This is a genomic window from Streptomyces sp. NRRL B-24572 (genome assembly GCF_002156145.1).
Taxonomy (GTDB): Bacteria; Actinomycetota; Actinomycetes; order Streptomycetales; family Streptomycetaceae; genus Streptomyces; species Streptomyces vietnamensis.
In genome coordinates, this window is record NZ_MWIG01000015.1 from 1 (window position 1) to 3,278 (window position 3,278).

Below are 3,278 nucleotides of genomic sequence, written 5' to 3' on the forward strand. Positions count from 1 at the left end.
GGCCGGTCCTCGCGGACGACGGCCGCGGTCCTGGCGACCTGCCCGTGGCCGTTGAGGACGGCCTCGATCTCGCCGAGTTCGATGCGGAAGCCGCGGACCTTCACCTGGAAGTCGGTGCGGCCGATGTACTCGAGGTCGCCGTCGGCGTTCCGGCGGACGAGGTCGCCGGTGCGGTACATGCGGGCGCCGGGGCGGCCGTACGGGTCGGCCACGAAGCGTTCGGCGGTCAGACCGGGGCGGTTCAGATAGCCGCGGGCCAGGCCCTCGCCCGCGATGAACAGCTCGCCCGCCACCCCGTCGGGGACCGGGCGCAGGCCGGGGTCGAGGACGTACAGGCGGGTGTTGCGGAGGGGCCGGCCGATCGGCGGGACGCCCCCGGCCTCGTCGCGGGTGTACCAGGCGGCGGCGTAGACGGTGGCCTCGGTGGGGCCGTAGATGTTCGCGAGGCGTTCGGCACCGACGACCCGGGCGATCTCGTTGGCGTCGCGGGCCGAGAGGGCCTCGCCGGCGAGGACGACCTCGCGGGCGGTGATCCGCAGCTCGCCGTCCCCGACGATCCGCGCCATCGCGGAGGGCACGCCGCTGACCAGGCTGACCTCGCGGCCGGTGTGGGCGGGGTCGGCGAGGGCGAGGACGTCCCGCATGACCTCGACGGCGCCGCCGGAGAGCAGCGGGCCGAACATCTCGAAGACGGAGACGTCGAAGTTGAGCGAGGTGGAGGCCACCACGTGGGCCAGGCCCCGGGCGCCGAACTCGCCCGCCGCCCAGGCCGCCAGGTCGGCGACGTTCTCGTGCGGCACGACGACGCCCTTGGGCAGGCCGGTGGAGCCCGAGGTGTAGATCGCGTACGCGGGGTGCAGGGGGGTCAGCGGGACCGGCCGGTCGGCGTCCGTGGGGTCGTCCTCGGGCAGCAGACCGAGTTCGGCGGCGATCCCGGGGGTGTCGAGGACGAGCCGCTCGGGTCCGTCCTCCGGCAGCCGGGACAGCACGTCGCCGGTGGTGAGCAGGAGGGCGGGGGCCGCGTCCCGGAGGAGGTGGGCGATCCGGTCGGCCGGGTAGCCGGGGTCCACGGGCACGTACGCGGCACCGGACTTGAGCACCGCGAGGACGGCGAGGACGGTCAGCTCGGAGCGCGGCAGGGCGATGCCGACGAAGCCCTCGGGGCCCGCTCCCCGCTCGATGAGGAGATGGGCGAGGCGGTTGGCGCGGGTGTTCAGCTCGGCGTACGTGAGGCGGGTGGCGCCGTGGACGACGGCGGTGGCGCCGGGGGTGCGGGCGGCCTGCGCCTCGAAGAGGGCGGGCAGCGTGGCCCGGGGAACCGGATGCGCGGTCGCGTTCCACTCCTCCAGGATCCGGTGCCGCTCCTCGGCGTCGAGCAGCTCGACGCGGCTCAGCGGCCGGTCGGGGGCCTCGGTCACCACGTCGAGGAGCAGCAGGAGGCGGCGGACGATCGACTCGGCCGTGCTCCGGTCGAACAGGTCGGTGCTGTATTCGAGGTGTCCGGTGAGGCCGCCGGGCGCGCCGCCGCCGGTGCGCACGTCGGCCACGGCGAGGAGCAGGTCGAACTGGGCTATGCCGGTGCCGACGTGGTCGCCGGAGACGGTGAGGCCGGGGAGCCGGCCGATGCCGTCGCCGAGCGCGGCCCGCTGGTCGACGTTGTTGAAGGCCAGCATGGTCTGGAAGAGGGGGTGCCGGGCCATCGAACGGGCCGGGTTGATCACCTCGACGAGCCGCTCGAAGGGCACGTCCTGGTGGGCGTAGGCCGCCAGGTCGGTCTCCCGTACGCGGCCGACGAGTTCGGCGAAGGTGGGGTCGCCGGACAGATCGGCGCGCAGCACAAGGGTGTTCACGAAGAAGCCGACGAGGTCTTCCAGGGCGTCGTCGGTGCGGCCGGCGATCGGGGTGCCGACGGGGACGTCGGTGGCGCCGCTCAGCTTCGACAGGAGCACGGCGAGCGCGGCCTGCACCACCATGAAGAGACTGGCGTTGCTCTCCTGCGCGAGCGTCTCCAGGCGCCGGTGGAGGGCGGCCGGGACGTCCACGGGCACGGTGTCGCCGCGGTAGGAGGTCTCGGCGGGCCGGGGCCGGTCGGTGGGCAGCCCGAGCTCCTCGGGCAGGCCCGCGAGGGCCTCGCGCCAGTGGGCGAGCTGCTGGGAGACGGCGCTGTCGGGGTCGTCCTCGGAGCCGAGGAGCTCGCGCTGCCACAGGGTGTAGTCCGCGTACTGCACCGGCAGCGGCGCCCAACCCGGGGCGTCGCCCGTGCAGCGGGCGGCGTAGGCGGCGGTGAGGTCGCGGACGAGGAGCGGGGTGGACCAGCCGCCGTCGCTCGCGATGTGGTGCACGAGCAGCATGAGGACGTGCTCGTCGGGGCCGGTCTCGAAGAGGAAGGCGCGCAGCGGGATCTCGGCGGCCAGGTCGAAGCCGTACCGGGCGGCGCCGAGCAGTGCCTCCGGGAGCCCGGCCTCGTCCGTGCGGGCCTCGGTGAAATCCGGCCGGGCGTCCGCGGCGGCGAGCACGACCTGGTACGGGCCCTCGGCGTCCTCGGCGAAGACCGTACGGAGCGTCTCGTGGCGCTCGACGACGTCGGCGAGGGCGGCCCGCAGCGCGTCCCGGTCGAGCGCGCCGGAGAGGCGCAGGGTGGTGGGGATGTTGTAGGTGGCGCTCGGGCCTTCGAGCCGGTTGAGGAACCACAGCCGGCGCTGCGCGAAGGAGACCGGGATCCGCTCGGGCCGGGGCCCGGCGACGAGCGGGGGCCGCGCGCTGCCGCCCGCCCCGATCAGCCCGGCGAGACCGGCCACGGTCGGCGTCTCGAAGAGCTGGCGGACCGGGAGCTCCACGTCGAAGGTGGAACGGATCCTGGCCATGAGCCGCAGGGCGAGGAGCGAGTGGCCGCCGTGGGCGAAGAAGTCCTCGTCGACGGTGACGCGTTCGACGCCGAGGACCTCGGCGAAGAGGCCACAGAGGATCTCCTCCTGCGGGGTGCGCGGGGCCCGGCCCAGGCTCTCCAGGCCGTACTCGGGGGCGGGCAGGGCGGCCCGGTCCAGCTTGCCGTTGGGGGTGAGCGGCAGCGCGTCGAGGGTGACGAACGCCGACGGCACCATGTAGTCGGGCAGCGTCGCGGACAGCTGCTTGCGCAGCAGGACGTGGTCGACGGTCCGGCCGTCGGCGGGCACGGCGTAGGCGACGAGCCGTTTGTCGCCGGGCCGGTCCTCGCGGACGACGACCGCGCCCCGGGAGATCTCGGGCCGGTCGGTGAGCGCGGCCTCGATCTCGCCGAG

1 protein-coding gene is annotated in these 3,278 nt (G+C 74.8%); it reads right to left on the reverse strand.

Annotated elements, in window-relative coordinates:
• A partial coding sequence (locus tag CCN56_RS00930) for a non-ribosomal peptide synthetase (RefSeq protein WP_143664382.1) occupies window positions 1-3,278 on the reverse strand: 3,278 nt, incomplete at both ends.